The following is a 21,830-nucleotide window of genomic DNA, read 5'->3' on the forward strand; positions in this document are numbered from 1 at the left end:
AAACAAAAACAAGGCTATATACAGTAGCGAATATGATAAATGCTTATGTCTTTTTGTGGTTTCCATTTACTTTAAGGTTTTGGTTTACGCGAAATAGTCATTACGGGTATTTGTAGGTATGCTTCCGTTAGGATAAGATTGTTTTCGGCAAGAATTTGATTTACTTCATTCATGGTTTTAGGATGAGGTCCTTTGGCCAATACCTGTATTGGTTTTATTCCGCTTTTATCTACAAGTGGTAACGAATACCTTAATAGGTTTCGAATTACAGATTTTACGTCACTGAGATTGATCATTTTTAATCCGTCAAGGTTAGTTGGCTGTTGGGCTATTGGGCTTATTTGCTTGGAGGTATTTCCTCTTTGCAAAATCAGGCATTTTGTTTCTTTGATCTCGATAGTCGCATTAAAATCTGTGCCTGAATTTAGGCTTTGAAGTGCCGTTTGAAAAAGCTGCTTTATAGAACTAAGGGGATGGTAAATATCAAGCGTGTAACCGTAGTTTTCATACCATGCAATTTGCTGGTCGTCAGTAAGACCAGCTGGACACTCAAGATATGCTCGGTCAGTAGAATCAGTTATTATCCTGGCAAAGTCATTGTCAAAATCATCAACCAATCTTGTCGCCAGCCTTGCGTATAGATAGTACAAAGACAGGTTAGCAAACAAATATCCAGTAATAGCTCCTTGTGTTTTTCTTACATACTCAAAGCCTCCTCCTCCGTTTAGGTTGGTCATTCGGCCCTTTAATAAAATATTGTAGTATGATAACTTATCCAGCGGCGCTTTTGAATCTAAATAGTAAAGATTTTTCTTGTCAAAGTCTGCTTTTATAGCGGCATTAACGTTTTCTGTTTCAATAGCCAATTTTATGTTGTTATCAGTAAGCGCCTCAGCACCGGTAATGGCTATTACTTTGCCTGTTTTACTAATCCATACATAATGTGGAATAGCATTATGTGGGAATAGTTTAGGTAATGTGCTGTCGAGAGTTACTGGTAATTTATTAGGTCTATTCAGTTTCGCAAGTTTAGAATGAAATGCAGTAATTTTCTCTTCTGTATCTCCATTTTGGGGAGTTGCAACCAGCAAAACCTTAAGATCGTTGGTAAAGCGGCTTTGCAATTCCTGCACCTTTGGAAAGGAAGCAATACAGCTGGTACACCAGGTAGCCCAAAAATCCAGTATCACCACCTTACCCTTAAAATCGGATAGTTTAGCCGACTTACCAGGATCGTTAATCAGGTTGGCAAATGTTAAATCAGGCACAATATCGCCGACGGCTAGCGGCTTAATAATATTGGCGCCGCCATTATAAATTAAAGCCGATTGACTAGGTTTAACTAAATTGTACTGTTGTTTAGCGGGTACTGTGTCTTCGGTTTCAAAAAAAGTGGGTGCGAGGTCATTTACTGTTGGTTGAGGTGCTTTTCTTGATGCCAGGTATAGCCCACCCCATAACATGCCGAACATAAGGAGGAGTTTCATTGTAAGAAATTTTAAGGTTATAAAATGGGGAGTAACAGGGGGAGCTGGAGCAGGCAATAAAATACCTAGCCGCCAGCTACTACATGATTTTTGTAGAAACGGACAGAAACAAAAGGGCTGTTGTTTTTAATTGCCCTGGATTGTGAACACGGGGAACGCTGTAAAAGCGAAAATGTCCGGCCAGCACAGTGCAAGCGCTACGGCGCTACACAGGGTTTTTCGGTTTGCAGGCAAACCTGAAATTGCTTTGGTCAGGTTCACACCTTGCGGTGTGAAAAAAGTCCTTATAAAGGCAATTTAGTCCATTAAAGCTCGAAGTACAAACACAATAAATATATTTAAGGAACTTGCAAAAAGGGTTCCTATCCAAGTAAAGAATATGAAGGCATTTTTTTTCCAAAACTTACATTCAGCAGTTTAATAATGTAAGTCTGAAATAAGCGAGGCAATTAAACATAGAACGGGCCTCGTCTTACCGCTCAGAGGCACCGCGAAGAGCCCAAGGCCAGTAAGCTGATAGAGGCCCGCCCTATGTTCATAAAGAATATAGAGCAGGTCTTTCCTACCATCTTGGCCTTTTTGAAAATTCGCGGTTTTCTGAGCCAGACTTATAGCAAAGACTTCAAATCTATCGAAGACTTGCAATTTAGTACTTTGTCAATAATTCAATTAGTAAAGTCAAAAATTTTAACTTCAGACAATAATAATAAAATCTGACTACCAAATATAATATAAAAAATCAAATTACTAAGATTTTATTAGTAATTTACTCATAAAATAGATGTTTTTTAATAACTAATACCAAACAAATAACTTATTTCTATTAAACAATTAGGTTATTTGAAAAATGGTTAAAGATAAGAGGTATAAGACCGTTAAAATTTTAATTGAAACTGAAAACATATCTCAGTTTAAGGAAATTTTTGACCATATTCCAAAGACCAAAGTTTCAACAGATCTTGGTATCGGATTTGAAAGAATGGAGGGTTTAATAAATACTGTAAGAAATATTCGCGTAGGTGATATTTTTCTTTTCTCCGAATACTTTGAAGTTGATGCAAAAACTATTTTCCTGCTTATCTATAATCAGAAACAAAATTCTGGAGGAGGAAGAAACAAGGGGAGCGTGAAAAAAAATAAGTAACGTCGAATAAAGAAATCGAGCTTACAACTATCTATTTTATTTTTAATGAGATTTGGCACACATGTGTGCAACTTTCAATTAGCTTAATTAAGCACCCTAAAGAAAAATCGTAGTTTGATTATTTTATTTTAATTCTGTGAATTGGTATTCAACAAAGATGATATAAAATTTGATGAATTATCCCCAAGCGGCTTTGAAAATCTCTGCTATGACTTATTAGTAAAAAGTAACTTTCAAAACCTCGTTTGGCGCAGGGGAGGTAGTGATAGTGGACGTGATATTGAGGGAACCTATATCTTTCAAAATAGTATTCGAAATAAAGAGGTAAGATGGTTTTTTGAATGTAAACACTATTTGACCGGGGGCGTTCCGCCGGAACATCTTTCCTCAAAAATTGCCTGGGCTGATGCGGAAAAGCCCGGTTATTTAGTTTTTATCCTTTCATCCTATCTCACCAATGGAGCAAGAACCTGGCTTGAAAAAATTAACGCCCAGGGTAAACCTTATGATATTATTGTCATTGAAGGAGAAGAATTAAAAGACAGGCTGTCAAACTTTCCAGACCTTGTAGAACAATATTTTTCAATAGACCGGTACTTACGAATGCTAGCCGTTTTAAAGGACCATAAACTGAAATACAATATTGAACCTAGCTATGAATTCCTGAAAGAGATTATTCCCAATATTGATCCTACCAAGCTTGATTTAAATGATATTGGTTTTCTTCTCAATAGCTTTTACTCTAACTATAATCTTTTTGGCGCCAGAACAGATTATTATGATGATTTTGATCCGTACATAACCGATAGGATATTATACCACCTTAGAGAAACGACCAAAAACGAAGAATTAACTATCTTTAAAAAGTTTGCTGATTACGAAGAGGTTAGTGGGATTGGTTTTTTTTCCGAATACGACTATTATATAATGATGGACCGTGAACACCCCATAAAACAATATGATTTTCAATATTATGGATTTAATTTAGCGTTTAGTCGTGATTGGAAACAAGGCAGGTTTGGTGAATACTTGTTAATTATATACATGGACGTTGCCTTCGAAATTTTTACAACCGATAAAACCGAAGTAAGGATCATTCGAGATTTTACAAGGACTAAAATGGATAAGATTTCCTTAAATAATAGCCAGGAATTTAGGGAAAACTATATTGCCTATACAAATGAATTAAAAGGTACCAATCCTAGGCTGACTTAGTAAGAAATATTAACTTAAGGTATAAACTAAAATATGAAAATTGGCTAACGTGACGACATTTATAGAAGATATAAGGTTAATACTTGAAGCAGCAAGAAAAAAGGCCTATTCATCAGTAGCTTTTGCAATGACAGAAGGATACTGGCTTATGGGCAAACGTATTGTAGAGGAAGAGCAAAATGGAAGTGACAGGGCCGCATACGGAAAAGAGATCATCAATAATCTTTCAAAAGCGCTGGGAAAAGGATTTAGCACCAGGACACTTCGCGACTACCGTCAATTTTACCTTACTTTCCCTGTTTGGGAAGAATTGGCACACATGTGTGCCAATTTAAACTGGTCGCACATTCGGCTTATTATGAGGGTATCTGACCCGAAGGCTCGGAATTATTACATAAAAGAAGCTGCAGAAAATACCTGGGCTGTGCGCACGCTGGAGAGAAACATAAATACCCTCTATTATCAACGTTTATTGTCCTCACAAGTACAACAACCTGTAGAAGACGAAATGAAGGCAAAATCAGCCCATTTCCAGCAGGATAAGAAGGAATTTATACGCAACCCGGCTGTACTGGAATTTTTAAACATTCCAGCTAACTACGCTTATACTGAAAACCAACTCGAACAAGCGTTGATTGATAATTTGCAGCAGTTTTTGCTGGAACTGGGAAAAGGCTTTGCATTTGTTGCAAGACAAAAACATATACGCACGGAAACCTCAGACTTTTTCATAGACCTGGTCTTTTACAACTATATTTTAAAGTGTTTCGTAATTGTGGAATTAAAAACAGATAAGGTCACTCATCAGGATATAGGACAACTGGATATGTATGTGCGAATGTTTGATGACCTGGAAAAAAGAGAGGGAGACCAGCCTACCATTGGTATTTTGCTCTGTACCGCAACCGATAGTACCATAGCAAAATACTCTGTCCTTCACGAAAACAAGCAGCTCTTCGCAAGCAAGTACCTGCCTTACCTGCCAACAGAAGAAGAGCTAATTGCGGAAATAGAAAGAGAAAAAGAATTGATAAGGTTAATAGACCTTCAAAACGACAATTAGTGGATGCCAGTGTTGTCTAGTAAACTAAATCATCATCTGGGTCAGGTTGACCATAATCTTTTATCTCAATATCTTTTATTATGACAGATGCATAAAGTGCTTTAAGTGCGGAAAAACCTTCTCTTACAATAGGAGCGTATGTGTTCCAAGGTAATGGATTCTGCCACTCTATCAAAAGGTAATGTGACTGTTTAAATTTTGTGCTATAGTTAAAATCTAATGTTGCGGTGTGCCCTTTTAGACTATCGGAAGGAGGTGCGCTTAAAGTTAAATTTACAGGCATAATTTTTAAGCTGTCTAATAACACCGAAAAGGGCTTGCCTATAAATAAGCTTTTTTTTGCCGCTATTTCGTTATTGAGATAATTAGCTGTATCCTGGTACGTAGCAGGAGTTACTTGAGCCATTATTGTAGTGCTTAAAATCAGGCAAAGAATGAATAAGTATTGTTTCATAATGATTGTTTTATATAGACTGAATTCAATATTAATAGTTGCATCCTTTTATAGTGATGCTTTGATAAGGGCTTGTATTACCAAAACCACTTACAGCGCCTGAAGTGCTTTTATATTCTACATCTACACTTCTTAAAGGCTTGAATTTGTTAATAGAAGCATCCCACTTTTGCAATATAATACCCATTTTATATTCGTCTATTATTGACGCTAATGCCGCTTCAACAGCTTCTGGTTTATTACCTGACAAATTATAGTATCCTTGCAATATTACATCGTATGACCTATAGAGGGGGGACTTCCATTTCCAACCATGTGTTTTTTCATCATAATGATTAACTTTTGGATATTTGGTAATAAATTTACTAAATGCGGCTTTATCCACAATTCCTAACATATACACTTCATCATTCCATATTACTAGGTCATATAAGTAAGTAGAGTTAATACTTACATCGTCATAGAGGCCATATATATCACCAGCAGATGGAACGCCATCTAAAACTATTGGGTGCAAATGAGCACTTCCTTTTTCGGTAAAATTATTAGTTGAATAAGTATAACCAACTGACGTTTTTCCCCCCTTAAACATATCAGTCGTTTTGTACTCCCCTGTAGTATTGCTTACTCCGAATTTAAAAGCTAACTCCAATTTTGAAGTTTTAGCTAGCGCCTTCAACGTATCTATCTTGTTTTTTATGTCAGGATTATTGAAATCTAGCATTATTTCCTGTGCTAACCTTGCAGCTTCTACACAGGGATCTTTTTTTTCAGTCTCGCCATCATCATTGTCGTTTGGATCTGGAGGATAAGTAGGAGGTGTAAACGGATTTGTCGGGCCTCCCGTTGCTCCCCCGGAACTTGGTGGTTGCGGATTATTGGCACTGCTGCATGTAGGATCAGGTACATATTCTGTCACTCGAATACTTTTACATGTAACATTATATTGGCCGTGGATTGGATCATCCCAACAGACATTTTGATAGCTGGTTAAAGCAATGGGCGGACATTCTAACGGAGCTTCTGTCATCAAACGATCAGCGCCAGTTGCACCTAATTGTCGTTTGCCTTTATTTGCACGCAGCAATTCTATGTTGGCAGCTGCTATTGGGTCAATGTCCAGTCGCTGAGTGGCAAAAAGTTTTCGCTCATCCCCCTTTACCATCCAGGTGTTGGCTGACTGACCGTCCAGCAACTGATAGCTTTGAAAATTTTTAATAGACCCCATCGCTACTTGTTGCTCCAGGTGCATTGTTGTTCTAACGGCTCCTTCAAAATCATTAACCCCTTTCTTTCGAAGTACTAAATTAAAATGGGCGGGGGCGGTCTCGTCTCGTCCTGGTATAACTTTACCATATTCTGCAAATTCAAAAGGGATATCAATATAATCTCTACCTTCCCAATTAAATTGTTTAGCTTTTTGCCAGTTTAATTTACCTGTTAGCATTAGGCTATTAGGCACCTGTACAGAAATAGTTTCGTTCTTGTAAGCTAACCCATTTTGGTGTAGCCAAGAACGCGCCATATCCGTATCAATAAAATTTGATTTTTGCAATACATCCCTTTTGTGGCAAGCAGCAATAATCAAGATCACAATAATACTAAACGTTAATTTTAGTTGGCGATTCATAAAATATGATGTTTTACATTTTTAATTAGACAAAAAAAACAGGTTATTCATCAAAAAACCTTTGCAGTTTTTAATATTGGGAAAGTCGACTTATACAATAAAAGAATATTAAGTATTATAACATTCTAATTGGCTATTAATATATCAAATCATCGACAATCAAAATGTAGTAGTTGAAATTATCGAATCGATTCTCATGTGATTGCATTGTTGTTCTAACCCCTGTTAATCTATTTGATAGGCAACGATTAATATCCACGTCTATATTTCACCTTCCTTTCAGATGCGTTTTTCATGTATTTTACATAAAGACTAGTTTATATACACATTTTTAGTAATTCTAAAACTAGAAAGATTTCTTATGAAATTAAAAAATAACTAATTGTTTTTGTCCTTTCTATTTCACTTTATAGCAGATTAATCCTGAGATTCTAATCCGGTCACGGAACTATTATGGTTACAGTATTATCCTTAAATTTCACTAACATCGTGAATTACATAGGTATATATATTATGAAAGCAAATTGACTATCCCATTGGATTCGTAACCGCTATGTCTAATCGAATTTCACTCTAAAATTTGCGTCTCCTTTCAAGTCCTTGTCGCCATATATAATTTGATACCGCTCTAATTATCCTATCGCATATGTAAGCCTCTTCTATCAATAAACTTCGGCCTTAAAAAGCGTAAAAATTCATTTAAGTACTAAGTAGAAAAATTGGGTGAATACGTGCGTGAAAAGGTGAGTGAAAACGTCAGCAAAAAACACTGACACAAAACGCAAGCAAAATGAGAATAAAAGCGAGAAAAAACGTAAATGATAGCGTGCGCCAGAGCCAGGTCGAATATATTACCACTCCCAGGACTATAAAAATTCTCAAAGTCAAACGATTCTGGTTGTTAAGCCTTTCTGTAGCTTAGCCTGTTACACCCTAAAATAAAAGCTGCCGATCTATTAAATCGACAGCTCATACACCAAATTGGATTTTGACTGTTCCATTGGGTCTGTTACTGCTATGTATAACCGAATATTCATAATATTTATAACGTCACGTAGACGAGATTTTCTACGGAACCAGGCTAAGAACGTAAGGTATAGAAAACATGTATGATTTTTCTGACTGCTTTTGATCTAAAAAAAAGATTGTCAGATTTTGCGCATCATTTACTTGCGCAAGTGTTTTCCTTTCACCCAGTGAGTCTAAATATGCTCCCCCGTTTCATTTAGTTTGGTCACCAAATGTTCAAGCCTGTCATGTTTTACATTTTGAGTACGCAGGTGAATATCATTCCCAACTCTTTCATAGGATTGAAACCCATTTTGTTTGGTCAAAAAAAGCACCCCTTCTTTCCCTGCTATATCGGCTATAAATATTTCATCTTCATCCTTTAACAAGGAACAGCTTGCTATAATGATTTTCTCCCAGAATCGGCTTGCTTCAGTATTACTCAAGCTGTCCTTAGACGTTAACGCTAATTGGGAAGTTAGGGTTTCCTGGAAGCCTCGGCATTCCGAATCCTGATTTAAACTTCCACATGAAAGCTGCGTTATGACTAACATCGTAATTAAAAAGTATTTCATTAAACAATAATTAGGAAGACAATAGTTGTCGTTACAATTCCTGGATTACTATGAAATAAATTCTTTTCTAATTATTGGTTTTGCATTTTGTCTCAATCTCTAATACTTTAGCCCTTCCATTAAAAACCCGCAACAAAACAGGAACATATTTCAAGTTGATATCTTCACCTCCAGCGGGACGAGGATAGTTATCGTCAACCTCGATATAATGAACTTCATCCTTATCATTTTCATAAAGAGAATATGGTGTTTTCAAAAGAGAAGAAAAATCGAGAATAGGACTTCCTACATCAATTGAATATCCTTTGTAGTTCCAATAATTCACTCCTATTCCAGTGGCTCCTGCCGCCTTCCCAATCAAAAGTAATATTCTGTTGTTCTTAGTTTTTATCAGAAAAGGTTCGACTTCAATATTCTGATCAAAAAATTCATTAAACTGTTCTTTTAGTTCTTTATTCTCTTTTAATAACAAAGAACCGCCCTCTTTGTCAATATTGTAATAAGTACTGTTAGCTAGTACAGTTTTATAATTGATGAGCCTGTTCAAATCTTCTTTGATTGTTTCATAGCAGAAAATTTGCTTTTCACTTTCGTCTGAATAAGGCTTAAGAGAAGTGTTGCTGTTGCAAGCACTCATTACTATTAATAGACTGGCTATTTTTATCATTTTGAAATGTCCCATTTTGCACCTTGTTTATGAAATTTAGAAAATGTAGTTTTCCAAATTGCGTTTGTTAATTCATACTTATAAGTGTCATTAGCTTTTTGGTGGCCTTGCTCCCATAAATCGTGGCTCAGATTCGTAAACAACTTGTATCTTGGAAGATAACCTTGATTATTCCCACCTTCTATCGTGTTTTGTCTATTAAAATCTTTTCCATCATAAAGATAGACGTCGTTAGTGACATCATAATCGGACGTCCGCCAAGTGCTAAATGGAAAACTGCGAAATTCGAATAGCTGATTAACGAAATGCTTTAATAAAATTTATCGAATTCGAAATTTTTTTGACGCTTATGGAGTCGCTATTTTCAATCAAATTGGTTTCCAAATAATTAATACTGGCATCTCTTTGATTCTTACTATTCAAGTTATTATAGTTAACAAGACAAAATGTCTTCAAACCTGATAATCCATAGAAAACAAAAAAATGAAACTCGCCCATTTTAACTAACTTCCAGTGATCCCCCTCTGCAATAACTTCTGTAGACTTAATCTTGATAAAATCAGCTATTCTATTCATGTCAGCTATTGCCGAATCTTGATTCTGATGTTGTAGCTTAATTTGAAAGTTTTTAGAAAAAGTCTTCTTTTCAGACGTAATATTAGAAATCCTTTCCACTGTATCCTCAACTCTTTTGTAGTAAAATGAGAAATCTTTGTTTAGGTCATATCCATTTTCTTTCAAATCACTCTTTGATTCAGGGAAATATAAAAACATTGATTTGTCCTCCGATCTTTTACAAGAAAACATCAGAATTGAAAGCCTAAAAAAAATAAAAAAATACTTCATTCTCATAAATCATAGTTATAGAGCGTTAGGATCAAACCCATACAACCATGTGTTTAAAAGACCTTCTGAACTTTCCAGTCCAACTATGTCCATTAAATTTTCATAATAAGAGCAAACCATTTCCCTGTCGGTTGTATCTAAAAGCAATTTAGCTTCATCAATCTTTTTTAACCCGTTTGTCATAACTTGTAAATAATCGCTTCCTTTTCCGTCCATGTTTACTATATCAATAAACTCATTAGCTGATTCGTTAATTACATTATTCAATAACAACCTTAGCTCGTCATCAGCTAATCCGTCGTAAAACAACACCTCATCAGCTTCAAATTTGGGTACTTTTGAAAACTCTTCTAAAGAATTAATTATATTCTGTTTATTCATAGGCAATGTTTGATTGAAAAGTTTATTTATCTGATCGACTACCTATTCTACAATGTTTTTTATCTTTAACCTCAATCCAATTATGGCACTGACACTCTATAAAAACTCAAATATTTTTTGAACTTACTTTTGGTGAATATACCCCTAAGAATTAGTCTATGCTTTGAGTTCCGAAGTCATAAGCTTTGTTATTTTTTTATCTTGCCTATTTTTTTCGATTTGATTGAAAAAATTCTTCTGATTTGTTTTCTGTATTTGCAAGTGTTCCAACCAGACATTCAGATCTCCAAATTTCCATTCTAAAAACTTGGGGTCATAATTGCCAATTAGAGTGCTTAGTTCCTCCAATATTTCTGAACATTTATTCAATTCATTCACATATAAAGCTCCATTAAATTTTGCTTCAAAAAGTTTAAGTTGTCCTACGGGACTAGCTCTTACAATGCTCTGCAAGAATTGTTTGTCAATCGTTTCAAATAGTTGTCCCAAAGTAACATTCGGGAGTTGCAAAATTGATGCTTGCTTTTGAGCACATTCGACAGCTTCTTCAAAATAGTTAATACTTTCTCTATACGGGATATTAATTTGCAATCCTTTTTTATTGCGGGTTTCCTCCACAAAAAACGGTTCCTCAAGACATTCCTTTACTCCTGGTTTCCACAATGGATAACATACAAAAACAGGCCTATAATCTTCAGATCTTGGAAGACTCAATAACTCTATACCAAAGACAAAGGGTCCGCATATTTTGTAGAGCTTATTTTGTGTATAAATAGACAATTCTGGGAAGTTTTCTGCCCAATCATTTATGATTTCTCTTTTTATACTATTCTCTATCATTGCGCCTTTAAAAGTCCGATAAAATCACTTTCGCAAAAAGCTACTCAATAATTGTACAATATCTTCATTCTCTTCAGCATAATATGCCATATCTAACTCACCCAACGGTTCAGCTAAATCATCATTTAAGAACAATGAAGAAATTTTCTTGTTCAATAGGTTTATTATAAAATCTTCTTTAGGAAGTCCATCAGAGTTTACTATTTGTAATGCGTTGGAAAGAAGTTGCCTTTTAGTTTTGACGCCAATTTCACTTAAAGCAGAAATGGTTTCTTCCGCAAATTGACCATATCCATTTACAAAATATTGATGAAATCCACCGTTCATAATTTGATTGTGAAAAACAACTACTAAATAAGTAACCTTTAATTCTAGCGGGAGTCCAACTACATAATTGTACCATTCAAAACTTACGGCATCCAACCATTGACTTTTTATTCCCTGTGTGGCTTTGGCATAATTTGTCTCGATTATTTCTGAATTGTTCATCAGTTCTTTTGATATTCCTCGACTACTATGCAATCTTGGTCCTCAAACACACAAGAAATCAAATTGCTGTAACCAACTAACGAAAATAAATATTTCACTTCGGATGATTTTTTGCCATATGCGAGGTTATAATTCTTTCTAGCCTCATTCATAAATTTTCCAAAAGAATCTGACGGAGTATATATTCCATTTTTCAATTGAAGAATGTTTGCCAATTCTGCTATTTCAATTCTGCAAGTTTTGTATAAAACTTCCTTCTTACTCAAATAAAAATTATTGAAGTGTAACTCTCCTGTATTGATACTTATTCTTAGCTTTTTATCAAGTTCCCCCACAGTCAAAACTATTATTAACATCCCTGCTGAATAAGAGTATTCTTCAAGAATTGAGTCTCCACTTATATTTAATATTTGCTGTAAATACATGAATTCATTACAAAATATGTTAGAATTTCTTTTAAAGGTTCACAGTCAGCCATTACTTAAATAACCCTACCTAATTATTTTACAAAACGCTTCATATCACACCAGGAATGACCACAATTTTATAAAAACTCAGCGGGGATATTTTTAAACTGCTCTTCTCTGTTCCATTCAGTAGGCCGCTCCCTAGGACTAAACCACCGGGCCCCTTCGTGAATCCATTTTTTTCTATATTCCATTGTTGATTCTTTTGTGTAATCTTCGTTACCAAACTCTACACCGCAACAAGGACAAATTTCAAAAGTTGGAGAATTACCGTCTTCACCCCAAGGAAGATCGTCATTTTGAAAACCACAAACTCTACAATTTTGTTTATTCATTTTACTTTTTAACCAATGTATCATTTATTGGCTTCCGTCGAACCTTACTCTAATGGCACATTTTTGTAAATCTTAATATAAGGGACTGAAGGACTGCTACTATTTGGATCAATTTTCCTCAGACTCTAAAAAGATATCTTGTAGTTCCCCATTGATCTTTTCTTCGGTAGAATTACTAATTAGTATTAACTCATCCTTTAAATCTTTAGTAGACGATACTCCATCCAAAATACCTAAAACATGAGACAGTGTGTTAACTTCTACTAAGCGCAAAAATTTAATAAAATTACTTTTCTGAACTTCATTAAGGCTGTTATAAATAGGCAATATACCCTTCCATGTTTCATCAGTTGCTTCTTTGGTTGTATCAAGCAACATTTTGTATAGCTCAAGATTTTTTTCAATGACATTATTTCGTAAAAAGTCTATTAATTCATTCGGATTCATAATTATTTTTATTTTATAAACGCCCCAGGATAAAATTGCTTATTCATGTCAATTAGCTCCTTTAAGGCGTTATTAGGAATATTTGGATATACTCTTCTTAACTCAAAGATATCTCTTGCAAGTAACTGACGAGCATTCGAAAATCCGGTTGTCACTCTCGATACTATTCCATTTGGCCCTACAAACCTATGGCCAATTTCGGGCACCAAAATTGATGGTGCAGTTTTTAGATCGTAACCCGGGATAAAATTTTTCATAACAGCTTTTTGCCCAGCATGGTGAGCATCTAGGCCAGCTTCTAGCCCTTTTAAATCATTATACCGTCCAACTTTCCAAATATTGCTGCCCTCATTGGCCCAACCCAATGTATTTCTAGCATATTTCCCCGCTTTTAATCCATCACTAAATTTCCCTAAAATAGGTATCGCACCAAAAAGATTAATAACTCCTTCACCATAATTTCCATTTACAAAAGAGTTAACCGCACTATACACATCTGCTAGTTGCGACAAGATAGGTATTTCACTGGCCCCTACAATATCCAATACAGTGGTTAAAGCACTGTTCTCTTCTTCTTTTTTGGGTTCCACTATATAATTCCAGGAACCTCCCTTATTCAGCTGCACTTTCTTCCCGTCCAGATCAGTATAATTACCGTCCTTGTTGCCCAGGTATATTACATTGTAATAACCGGAATATTTGTCATCGAATGTCTTCCTGCTGGTAACTTCTTCATCCCAAAAAAAATGATTTACTCCATCCTCATCCTTATATCGTATCCAATCCTCTGTTTTCATCCCATCGGGATCTACAAACCGAAGTGGATTGCTAAAAGCAAAATTATACAGGCTCCATCTGCGCATCTGGTCTGCTAACGGATCTATCACATGCCATCTGCCAATTTGGCTATCATACATCCTGGCCCCATAGTCAAGCCATTCCAGCCCGCTACCATCTGCGAACTCCTCCCTTTGTTCCTCCTTACCATTGTATTTGTACCGGTTGGACGCAAGGCCATTGAGTGCCTTGCTGCTGATACCGGCCATCCCCAGGCCAAAAGGATAATAATGGTTTTCTTCCAGTACCGGTCCACGGGTATGAGTTACCTGCAGGTTATCAAAGAACACGCTGATATTAGGTGTTTCATTGCTTACGTAAACATAAAGATAGCCGTTTTTTGAAACCGGCAGATTGATCAGTCCGCTGTTATGTATCTTAAATTCTTCATTAGCGCCCACCTGTTCAGCTCCGCTGCTTGCCGCAACATATTTAAATTGTTCATCTAATAGCACCCAGTTCACATAAGCCTTAGGCTTACCGCTGGTATAAGGCTGATCACTTAAAAATGCCGCAGCACTGCCTGAAAGCAGGCCGCTGCTTTCGAGTTGTGTAACACCCGTTGCTCCGTGGCTACCGGTTATAATACCGCCTACCCCGTTTAATAAAGCTGTGGCCAGTTCTGTAAAGGGATTTACCACCGGATCAGGACTTGAGCCTCCGGTTTTGTACCAACTGCTCACCCGGATATTGAACTTATCGCCGGCCATTACCTTTAGTGTGATCGCAGGGCCTATTTTATTGCCACTGCCAATAACCTTCGCAACTTTTTCATTGGGGTCGGTATACGTATCAGTTGGGTATCCTGCCGGCTTATCTTCCCTGGTATGCAGGTTGGCATATAACTGTTCTTCAGTAGCAGCTGCCGCCGTTTCCATGCTCGCTGGGTCATAGGTATCTGTCCGTTGCTCATCCGTTAATACCATACGCACATTACCCAGGTGGTCCTTTAACATATAATCATAGATAAACCGGTCATGGGCCGTATCTGCCCTGGCGCGGCCCTCCTCTGTGCCAATAAAGAGTAAACGGTTCTCATAGCCTAAAGCCGTATCAAGCGTGATATTGCTATACACTTTACTTTCAAAAACAGCCGCACCCAGGTAGCTGGTAATGGTGGTGATACTGCCCGTATATCCACTGCCTTTATGGTTTACCGTTACATTGTTTTCTGCAGTGGTTTTCTTTAACTTATTACCCACTGCATCATAGGTATAGGTTACTATTCCCTTAATGGTATCACTGTTGTAAGCAGTTCTGACAGTTACAGTCTGGGGAAGGTTCAGGTGATTATAGGTAATGCCATCTGCACCTGCCGTGCCTATGTTTTTGTTATGGTCTTTCACCATATTACCGTTGGCATCATAAGCATAATCTTCGTTGTCAGCACTACCTCCATTATAGAAGTCCCCAAGTTTATTATCGGTTCCGATGGAATCTGTTACTTTCAACAGCCGGTTGCTGCCTTCCTGGTAAACATAGTTCAGGTTGTCAATTTGAACACTACTGCCCACCTGTAGTCCCCATTGCTGAAGCTTTTTGATATTACCATTAGCATCATAAGCAGTAAGTGGGTCTGTGCCATTGCCCATCACCATATTATAGTTTATGCCGACGTCCTGGTTAAAGGTGCTGGCAGTGTACTGACTAAAACCCGCTTTTAAAAGACGGTTGGACGCATCATAACTAAAGTCGTACCGGCGTTTTTCCGCATCTCCCTTGCTTTTCCATACCATTCCCGCTACATTTCCATTGTATTGGGCTGCTGTATAAGTGGCATCGCCAACCAGGTTATTAGCCTGCTTGTCATACCCTAAATCAAAACCAAAATAGTTATCACTGTTATTGTCATCCCTGGCATATTTACGGTTGATCCCGAGTAACCAGCTACGTACATTATATTGGTACTCCAGGTTTTCAAGGCCATCATCATTATCCATATCATCATCGTCATAATCAGGCGCCAGTACCTTTTTTTGCAGCCTGCCTAGTGCATCATATTGGAGCCGTGATAATGTAGTGTAAGTCGCAGGTAAACTACCGCTGTTTACCAGGGAACTGCCTGTTTTCTTATCCGTTTGTATTAACCTGCCCAGCTCATCATAACTGAGTTTGGTTATAGCCGTAAGTGTTTGGTCAGTACTTCCTTTTAATGTTTGTTGCTGTACCGTTATCAAAGGACTGCCGGTCCAACCATATTGCGTGGTAACTACCTCCGTCCCCCCACTTTCATTGATGGTTTTTAATTGGATGGTACGGCCTTTATTGTCATAAAAAATGATGCTGCTAATGTATTTTGCGGGGCTGCTGTTCAATATCCTGGTTCTGCTACCGGTGATCATTCCTTTTGTCGCCGTATTGTTGGTATCAGGTACAGCCTGGGGGTAGGGATGCTGGGTATTAGAAGCTGTTAACCAGTGACTATCCAGGCCCGTAATATCATAACTTTTAAAGCCGCCGGCATAACTACCGGCCCAGTCGTAGTTATCATAATAAGTGCTGGTCAGCAGTTCGTAATTACTACTGATATCAGGATAGTCTTCTCCCGTGTCAGCAGCATTGCTTAAATGGGTAGTAAATGTGGTATTGTTGGTCCATAACCCGGTTTCATGTGGCCGGTTCAGGGCATCATAACGGGTGATCAGCCACCGCACTGTGCCGGTACGCATATTGGCATCCTGGCTCATTACCAGCCTGTTTTTCTTATCGTAAACCATGTATAATGCCCCTGCACCAGGCACTTTTTTCATGATCATACGACTGCGCTGGTCGTATTCATACCGAAAAGTTTGTTCTGCCAGTAAAGTACTGGTCAGGCTCCAGCTGGTGGCGCTCAGCGTTTTAACCCCTTCAGGCTGAATAACCGCCCTTAGCCGGCCTACATTATCATAAATATAGTAAGTACATAACCAGCCGTTATGACCGCTACCGGTACCGGTCTCCTTAACTGCCGTAAGCTGCACTTTTTTAAGAATGACCAGTCCTTGTTTATCTTTAAATTCTATTACCTGCTTTCCATGTTCATCCTCAGTAATGTTTTTGTATAATTCACCCGCGGGGTATCTGCCAGGGGTGGCATAAGTACCAAAACTACCTACAGCAGCATTGGTCACTTTCCATATCCTTATACTATCCGTAGCTGTATTGAAACGGCTTTTTATTTTTACCGACCGGTTATCAGCAGGATTATTAGTTTCAGAACCCACCCAGCTAACCCCGGGTGCAAAGCTTTCCAGCGGACGGTTTAATGGAGAAGCCTCAAAGTTTGTCTGGCTATATGCCCAGTTGGTATTACTGCCGGTTACTTCTCCGGCCTGCCCCGTTAAATGCGTATTATAAAAAGCCTGTTGCTGCTGAAAAGGATCTCTTTTAAAAAGACCATTGTTCGGCACCGTCGTAAGAGCTGTTTCACCGGCCGGCGTGGACAGGTATTTGTGCGCCTGCCTCCCATATTCATCATATACGACCATATCAATCATATCTGTTGCCGCTGCACTAGCCCCAGGATCAGCGGGATTGGTCGCTAGTGAACCTTGTTTAATCACAGTCTGTAACGGTCTACCCAAACCGTCAACATACTGGGTAGTAATCCTGGCATCTTTTACCAGGGTAGCCAGGGTCAGTGAGTCCGGGTTGATAACGGGTTTCATTACATCCCAGGTGCGGATATAGTTAAGCGGTTTGTTCACGGGGTAAGCAGAAGGCAGTTGCCTGGGCTGGGCAAAACAAGCCAGCGTTAACACCGAGAATACCCCTGTCAGCAGTAAAGGCTTATTATTATGTATTAATCTCATGATACTCCGTTTATGGATGTTGGCTGTTGTTGTTTTCTCTTTTTTCAAAAGCTGTTACCATTTTTTTTCTTTTTGCTTCCTCCAGCTTGCGGTACAAAGTATACTGGCTGTTGGTTAAAATGGCAGCAACCTTTGTATAATGCTCATCATTTAGCCCGTTAATTTTTGCAGGCAGGTCAACGCCGGCACCCGTGTTTTCTATGATCATTTTTTTAAAGCTTGAATCTCTGGTCCGCTCCAGCAAAAAGAAAGCGCCCGCCTGTACATTGTTTAATTGTAAACTTTGTTTAATTGCTGATTCGGCCGGCGTTAATGCCAAAGTATCAGATCCTGTTTGCGATGCAGCTGTTGTGGTTACCAGCATCATCAGGAATGCCTGTATAATTATTTTTTTCATGATCGTTTAATTAATGATGATATAACCTGTACCTGGTAATAAGGCATACCCGCTTTGACAGGGCACACTCTCGCATATCTCCACCCAGGTACCTTCTTCCGGCGGACAGGAAGGACAGTTTTCCGGTGGTATCAATACCCATCCGCAGTTATCATTCACCATAGTAGCTAATACCGTTTGTGTTGCCAGGATATAACTGCTTCCGCTGACCATCCGGGGCAGATCAATAGCCGGAATAGGAAAGTCGCAGGGCGGAGGCGATGACATGATCTCATAATTGAGTGGGAGGTTAATTACATTATACGGTATCGTACCTGCCGAATCAAGGTAGAAACGAACTACCACATCTCCCAGTGTAGCCATTGGACTATAGTTCAGGTTCTCATAATACAGTTTCGCATATATCCTGTCCGGTTTGCAACTATAGGGAACGAGGATACGGTTGGTTTGCAGCTGACCAAATGTTGGACTGCAAATATTGATATCACGCTGTTGCTGCAACAAAAAGCCGGTTTTATAAATGCCGTCCATTTCACAAAGGCCAACACTGTCTGTATTTACCCATAACGGGGTCGTACCCGCGCAGGCTGCCGTACAATCTTCCTCCTGGCCTGCATAGTTGTAACATATTTTTTTTATGATCGCGCCGTTTTCATCCCTTACCAGGCTCAACCGGTTAAAATTATCATAGTCGTAATACAGGGTTCGACCGTTGCCATCTGTTTGGCTGGCAATGCCAATGCCGTTACGATAAGTGTAGGTAGTTACTGAAACCATCGGGTTACCAGAAAAATAACCCCTTAGGTTATCCAGCTGGGTCTTGATCTGGGCTGAAGTACCATTTTTTAACAGGCTGGTATCCACTACACTTTTAACCGTATCCCAACTGCTGCCCAGCACCTGAGCTACCGGGTACAGTCCTTTATACCCCCAGAGGTAAACCTGTTTTATCCCATCTTCTTTTTCCGCTTCTATAATGTTACCGGTAGGGTCATAAACAGTAAACCGTGTTGTCTCGCCCGTAGCATCGTCATATAAACTGGTGGTGGTGGAGGCCGGCATATGCAATTTGCCTGTAATGGACTGGTAAATTGTTTTTGCCGTATTGGTAAGCTCGTCGTTAACCAGTCTTTTTTCACTCAGCACAGGTGAAATATAGTGCTGAGCCACCATGCTATCATATACTGCTACGCCCGTAGAATCCACAGGATAAGTATATCTTTTGACAATCGTATCTCCCAAACTATTATAGGAAGTATGCTCCATCAATAGTTTTTGAGGTGTATAAGCATATAGTTGAGTGGTAACAGAGGAATCTGCACCGTCATACATAATTTGGGTGGTCTTTTTTAAATAGTGATGGTAATTATAGATCAGTTTCGCTACATAGCGGATAGACGGTGTGCGGATGGCATAATTGGGATTACTGCGCAGGATCATTGACCGGCTATGATCTAAAAACCGGCCGGGATCGTCGTTGTATTCATGAATAGTTTTCGCCAGTATATTGCCTGTACTGTCATAAACCGCTTGATGCAATACTTTCCCCCGTTCAAGCGCCAGGTTATTCTCCTCATCATTCTTCCAAACCTGGGATACCTGCCGGTCATCCATGATCTGGTTCTCAACCGGAAGATCCAGATACCCATTATCATAGTTACTGAATGTATAGGTGGTAAAGCCTCCATGATCACCGTTTTGCTCCGTCACTTCGGAATAGGTAATAAAGTCACCGTGATAATAATCTATCGGGTTGATACTATTGATACTCCAATATTTATAAACAACATCATTTTTATCATAGCTGTGTAATGCATTATTCCGCATCGTATCTTTTACATCCCCATAGTATTCTTCATAATATACCGGCCTGTGAGAAAGCACCCCGCTGGAACGGGTACCGCCGCTGATAAAATTTTTTTGATAAATGAAACTCTTCTTATCTGCCAGGGTACTGTCATCTGCATATCGCTCAATCTTTTTCACCCGGAGCCCACCGGTTATTTTTGTCAGCGTATCACCGATATATGTATTAGGCCAATGGGTGGTATACCCGCCATAACTATTAGGTTCATAGGTATACTTAACATACCCGCCTGTAGGCAATGTTATTTTTTCCAAAATTTCGGCATCGGCAAAATCCGGGTCCGGTTCCCTGGACTGTGTGTACAGTGCCCTGTTTACGGGGTTAGAAAAATAGGTAATGTAATTTCCGGTGTCCAATGAAAGCGGGAAGACTGAAGTACCGTTGTAGTAACCGAAATGATCCGATTGCATACTAAGGTATGACGGCAAAGTTTTACTGTTATACCCAAATTTATAGTGAATGGTATCCAAAAAGTTGCGGCCATATATATCCAGCTTTAATAGCTTTAACCTTGTAGTAGTGTCATTGGTATAGTTAAAACAAACAGTTTGATTAATCTGGTTCTCAATATCGTAGACGATAATAGAATCCAGCTTATCCGGCGACCTGTCTTTAAGAGAGGCATTCCATATGGAAGGATATTTACAAAAATAGATGGAGCTTGCCAGGTGATTTAGTTCAATGGAATCATTTAATGTTATTTCTTCGGTTCCTGATGGCGGATTAGGTATATTAAATTTATACTGCAACTGGTTTTTTGAATTACTCCATTTAAAACTGACTTTTTGTATAGGCGTAATAATTTCCTTAAGGTAACATGGATTGGTAAGGGTACTGGATATACTGACCGCCGGTTGGGGCATACTTAGGTCTAAGGGATCTAATGTCCCGTCAATATAGTAATACCTGAATTTATGTTCGATCTGGCTGGTGATAAAAAATTTTCTCCGTTCATAGTTTAACAAGATGCTATCGCCCTGCGGAAATGTAACTTTTGTAAGCATCCATTTTTTTGCCGCTGTCAGGTATTGTCCTGCATCACTTTTTGTCGGCTGTAATCCGGGCCTTACAAAATCTATAGAATTAGGCGTTCCGCCAAACTCATATTTTATCCCGCGGGAATCCACAATGACAAACCAATAGACAAACTTGGCTATATAAATATTATTCCCCGGATCAGGCCCTCCACTCACTAAGGAATATTTCCCATGAAGTGAGGTATCCTGCGCTTCAAAAGGGATCATGTTCGGAATATAAGAGGTCATTGGCCCGCCTGTTACTTTTAATTCTTCCCCGTCACTGGTCTTAATTTTAAAGTTCCCCAGGGGATCTTTATATATTACGCCAGCCCTGCCTAAAAAAGAAAAAGCATATCTATCATTCACATCTTTACTGGAAACAAGCGTGGTCATATCTTTTATTAAGGTCTCCATCTTCAATGAACCAGACCAGTCACCGTCATTCAAAAAATCATTGTCAATAGGTATGGGTGTACCTGCACCCACAATGGATAAGTAAGATTCCGAGGAGAGAGAGTTTTCAATCTTTGTAATTTCCCCGCCCAGGCTGATATCCCAGCCGTTCCCTACAATCCCCGGGAAAACATCCGGTTTTACACCTTTGCCCGAGGTATAGTTTAATGTTACAGGAATGGTTACATTTCTATAAGAAACTGATGTAACCGGTATAGAAATATTGGGAGCGCCGGTATAACGGCCCACAGACAACATAGAATTATCACCGAATGAAGCAATTGAAGGGTTCGCAAAGACAGGAAGCCCTGAGCCTCCTCCCGGTGAAGGTCCTACCTGTGCGCTTACCGCATGGGCGAAATGAACGAGCATACAACATAACAACAAATAGTACTTATAACTGCTGTTCTTCATT

The 21,830-nt window shown here is 38.5% G+C and carries 18 protein-coding genes; 3 read left to right on the forward strand and 15 right to left on the reverse strand.

Annotation, left to right across the window (positions count from 1 at the left end; all coding sequences use genetic code 11):
- Window positions 1-71: 71 nt before the first annotated feature.
- Window positions 72-1,487 carry a TlpA family protein disulfide reductase gene (locus ACLOAU_RS04165; protein ID WP_427860584.1) on the reverse strand — a complete coding sequence of 472 codons (1,416 nt, stop codon included), beginning with the start codon at window positions 1,485-1,487 and terminating at the stop codon, window positions 72-74.
- A gap of 847 nt (window positions 1,488-2,334) precedes the next feature.
- Between ACLOAU_RS04165 and ACLOAU_RS04170 the strand changes: the two genes are divergently transcribed.
- The 3 genes from ACLOAU_RS04170 to ACLOAU_RS04180 all read left to right on the forward strand — a co-directional run bounded on the left by ACLOAU_RS04170 (window position 2,335) and on the right by ACLOAU_RS04180 (window position 4,909).
- Window positions 2,335-2,631, forward strand: coding sequence for a hypothetical protein (locus ACLOAU_RS04170; RefSeq protein WP_427860585.1), 297 nt, complete (start codon window positions 2,335-2,337; stop codon window positions 2,629-2,631).
- A gap of 141 nt (window positions 2,632-2,772) precedes the next feature.
- Window positions 2,773-3,846, forward strand: a complete 1,074-nt coding sequence (locus ACLOAU_RS04175; protein WP_427860586.1) for a restriction endonuclease — start codon at window positions 2,773-2,775, stop codon at window positions 3,844-3,846.
- Between the two features lie 49 nt (window positions 3,847-3,895).
- Window positions 3,896-4,909, forward strand: coding sequence for a PDDEXK nuclease domain-containing protein (locus tag ACLOAU_RS04180; protein ID WP_427860587.1), 1,014 nt, complete (start codon window positions 3,896-3,898; stop codon window positions 4,907-4,909).
- 16 nt (window positions 4,910-4,925) lie between these two features.
- On the opposite strand, the gene ACLOAU_RS04185 is transcribed toward ACLOAU_RS04180, so the two are convergent.
- The 14 genes from ACLOAU_RS04185 to ACLOAU_RS04250 form a co-directional block, all read right to left on the reverse strand.
- Entirely contained in the window at window positions 4,926-5,363 is a 438-nt protein-coding gene (locus ACLOAU_RS04185; RefSeq protein WP_427860588.1) for a hypothetical protein, read from the reverse strand.
- A gap of 31 nt (window positions 5,364-5,394) precedes the next feature.
- Window positions 5,395-6,993: a hypothetical protein gene (locus ACLOAU_RS04190; protein WP_427860589.1), complete on the reverse strand. Its 1,599-nt coding sequence runs from the start codon at window positions 6,991-6,993 to the stop codon at window positions 5,395-5,397.
- Window positions 6,994-8,195: 1,202 nt separating this feature from the next.
- On the reverse strand, window positions 8,196-8,576 hold the full coding sequence (locus ACLOAU_RS04195) for a hypothetical protein (RefSeq protein WP_427860590.1): 381 nt from the start codon (window positions 8,574-8,576) through the stop codon (window positions 8,196-8,198).
- A 67-nt stretch (window positions 8,577-8,643) separates the two neighbouring features.
- A complete protein-coding gene (locus tag ACLOAU_RS04200) occupies window positions 8,644-9,258 on the reverse strand; it encodes a hypothetical protein (protein ID WP_427860591.1) in 615 nt (204 codons plus the stop codon).
- A gap of 282 nt (window positions 9,259-9,540) precedes the next feature.
- A complete protein-coding gene (locus ACLOAU_RS04205; protein ID WP_427860592.1) occupies window positions 9,541-10,095 on the reverse strand; it encodes a hypothetical protein in 555 nt (184 codons plus the stop codon).
- Between the two features lie 9 nt (window positions 10,096-10,104).
- Window positions 10,105-10,470, reverse strand: coding sequence for a DUF4844 domain-containing protein (locus ACLOAU_RS04210; protein WP_427860593.1), 366 nt, complete (start codon window positions 10,468-10,470; stop codon window positions 10,105-10,107).
- 156 nt (window positions 10,471-10,626) lie between these two features.
- Window positions 10,627-11,310 (reverse strand): hypothetical protein, encoded by a 684-nt coding sequence (locus ACLOAU_RS04215; RefSeq protein ID WP_427860594.1) that lies wholly within the window; start codon window positions 11,308-11,310, stop codon window positions 10,627-10,629.
- A 24-nt stretch (window positions 11,311-11,334) separates the two neighbouring features.
- Entirely contained in the window at window positions 11,335-11,799 is a 465-nt protein-coding gene (locus tag ACLOAU_RS04220) for a DMP19 family protein (protein ID WP_427860595.1), read from the reverse strand.
- Window positions 11,799-12,224, reverse strand: a complete 426-nt coding sequence (locus tag ACLOAU_RS04225; protein ID WP_427860596.1) for a hypothetical protein — start codon at window positions 12,222-12,224, stop codon at window positions 11,799-11,801. The genes ACLOAU_RS04220 and ACLOAU_RS04225 overlap by 1 nt, the downstream gene beginning before the upstream one ends.
- 119 nt (window positions 12,225-12,343) lie before the next feature.
- Entirely contained in the window at window positions 12,344-12,601 is a 258-nt protein-coding gene (locus tag ACLOAU_RS04230) for a hypothetical protein (protein ID WP_427860597.1), read from the reverse strand.
- A gap of 108 nt (window positions 12,602-12,709) precedes the next feature.
- Entirely contained in the window at window positions 12,710-13,048 is a 339-nt protein-coding gene (locus ACLOAU_RS04235; RefSeq protein WP_427860598.1) for a hypothetical protein, read from the reverse strand.
- An 8-nt stretch (window positions 13,049-13,056) separates the two neighbouring features.
- A complete protein-coding gene (locus tag ACLOAU_RS04240; RefSeq protein WP_427860599.1) occupies window positions 13,057-17,679 on the reverse strand; it encodes a DUF6443 domain-containing protein in 4,623 nt (1,540 codons plus the stop codon).
- 10 nt (window positions 17,680-17,689) lie between these two features.
- A complete protein-coding gene (locus tag ACLOAU_RS04245) occupies window positions 17,690-18,076 on the reverse strand; it encodes a hypothetical protein (protein ID WP_427860600.1) in 387 nt (128 codons plus the stop codon).
- A 6-nt stretch (window positions 18,077-18,082) separates the two neighbouring features.
- Window positions 18,083-21,829 carry an RHS repeat domain-containing protein gene (locus ACLOAU_RS04250; protein WP_427860601.1) on the reverse strand — a complete coding sequence of 1,249 codons (3,747 nt, stop codon included), beginning with the start codon at window positions 21,827-21,829 and terminating at the stop codon, window positions 18,083-18,085.
- Between the last annotated feature and the right edge of the window lies 1 nt (window position 21,830).

The organism is Paraniabella aurantiaca (genome assembly GCF_050309965.1).
Classification (GTDB): Bacteria; Bacteroidota; Bacteroidia; order Chitinophagales; family Chitinophagaceae; genus Niabella.

Bases quoted from the DNA above. Each gene is read 5' to 3' on its own strand.
- ACLOAU_RS04210 (WP_427860593.1), bottom strand. From the start codon at position 10,470: ATGAATAAACAGAATATAATTAATTCTTTAGAAGAGTTTTCAAAAGTA.
- ACLOAU_RS04190 (WP_427860589.1), bottom strand. From the start codon at position 6,993: ATGAATCGCCAACTAAAATTAACGTTTAGTATTATTGTGATCTTGATT.
- ACLOAU_RS04230 (WP_427860597.1), bottom strand. From the start codon at position 12,601: ATGAATAAACAAAATTGTAGAGTTTGTGGTTTTCAAAATGACGATCTT.
- ACLOAU_RS04240 (WP_427860599.1), bottom strand. From the start codon at position 17,679: ATGAGATTAATACATAATAATAAGCCTTTACTGCTGACAGGGGTATTC.
- ACLOAU_RS04200 (WP_427860591.1), bottom strand. From the start codon at position 9,258: ATGGGACATTTCAAAATGATAAAAATAGCCAGTCTATTAATAGTAATG.
- ACLOAU_RS04165 (WP_427860584.1), bottom strand. From the start codon at position 1,487: ATGAAACTCCTCCTTATGTTCGGCATGTTATGGGGTGGGCTATACCTG.
- ACLOAU_RS04195 (WP_427860590.1), bottom strand. From the start codon at position 8,576: ATGAAATACTTTTTAATTACGATGTTAGTCATAACGCAGCTTTCATGT.
- ACLOAU_RS04225 (WP_427860596.1), bottom strand. From the start codon at position 12,224: ATGTATTTACAGCAAATATTAAATATAAGTGGAGACTCAATTCTTGAA.
- ACLOAU_RS04215 (WP_427860594.1), bottom strand. From the start codon at position 11,310: ATGATAGAGAATAGTATAAAAAGAGAAATCATAAATGATTGGGCAGAA.
- ACLOAU_RS04245 (WP_427860600.1), bottom strand. From the start codon at position 18,076: ATGAAAAAAATAATTATACAGGCATTCCTGATGATGCTGGTAACCACA.
- ACLOAU_RS04235 (WP_427860598.1), bottom strand. From the start codon at position 13,048: ATGAATCCGAATGAATTAATAGACTTTTTACGAAATAATGTCATTGAA.
- ACLOAU_RS04220 (WP_427860595.1), bottom strand. From the start codon at position 11,799: ATGAACAATTCAGAAATAATCGAGACAAATTATGCCAAAGCCACACAG.
- ACLOAU_RS04205 (WP_427860592.1), bottom strand. From the start codon at position 10,095: ATGAGAATGAAGTATTTTTTTATTTTTTTTAGGCTTTCAATTCTGATG.
- ACLOAU_RS04250 (WP_427860601.1), bottom strand. From the start codon at position 21,829: ATGAAGAACAGCAGTTATAAGTACTATTTGTTGTTATGTTGTATGCTC.
- ACLOAU_RS04170 (WP_427860585.1), top strand. From the start codon at position 2,335: ATGGTTAAAGATAAGAGGTATAAGACCGTTAAAATTTTAATTGAAACT.
- ACLOAU_RS04185 (WP_427860588.1), bottom strand. From the start codon at position 5,363: ATGAAACAATACTTATTCATTCTTTGCCTGATTTTAAGCACTACAATA.